Raw genomic sequence first — 854 nt, 5'->3', positions numbered from 1 at the left:
AGCTGACAGAACAGATAGAAAAAATATATCAAAAGGTAGTGCCACAGCCTGCACGGTTATACATTGAGGAGGTTATGAAGGATAATCCGAAACAGGGCAAAAAGGCATAAAACAGAGCCTAAATATTTTTAAGCAGGAAAAAGCTTGGTGCGTTTTATCACGCACCAAGCCTCAAACACCGACCGGCAGTGCCGTTCGGGAGGGTGCGGTTTGAAAATTTTGGTGCGGTTTTGGGTGCGGTATGCCTGATTTACAAAGAATAATGCGGACTGTGTGAGGTCATATCACGGGTGCGGAAGGGAGTGAGGCGGATATGAGCAAACAACACATCAGTTTTTGGATAAAAAACTCAAACCTAAAGGAATGCGAAATCAATATGAAAAGCATAGGCTGTAACAGCCGCAGCGACTACATTGACAAGGCGGTTGAATTCTATAACGGATACATTCATAACAAAAATAACGAGGACTATGTCAATAAAAATGTTGTGAATACTGTTCAGGCTTTGCTTGACAGCTTCGAGAAAAGGCTGGCGCGGCAGATGTTCAAGCAGTCGGTTGAAATATCAAAAATATTCTGGCTGATAGTTAAAGAGATGGAGATTGAACCGGAAGATGCGGACACGCTTCACGCAAGCTGCGTTGCATTCTGCTCAAAATATACGGCAAGCAGTCTCTTTATATCTTCCGTTTCCGCTCGTCTTATTGCAAAGCCCTGTTCCTTGAGTGTTTTCTCTATTCTGTTCAGATACGGAATAAGCTCCTTTTCATTCTGATTGATAAGCCGTACCACAATAGAAAACTCTCTTGCCGTTGCCGTTTGAATCTGAATACTGTCGAGATGCTCCATATCCT

The 854-nt window shown here is 43.0% G+C and carries 1 pseudogene; it reads right to left on the bottom strand.

Features of this window, described 5'->3' with window-relative positions:
* Nucleotides 1-627: 627 nt before the first annotated feature.
* Nucleotides 628-854, bottom strand: a pseudogene (locus H8706_RS12130) (hypothetical protein); the annotation flags it as partial.

It is taken from the genome of Qingrenia yutianensis (assembly GCF_014385105.1).
Taxonomy (GTDB): Bacteria; Bacillota; Clostridia; order UMGS1810; family UMGS1810; genus Qingrenia; species Qingrenia yutianensis.
This window is presented reverse-complemented; position numbering and strand designations above follow the sequence as displayed.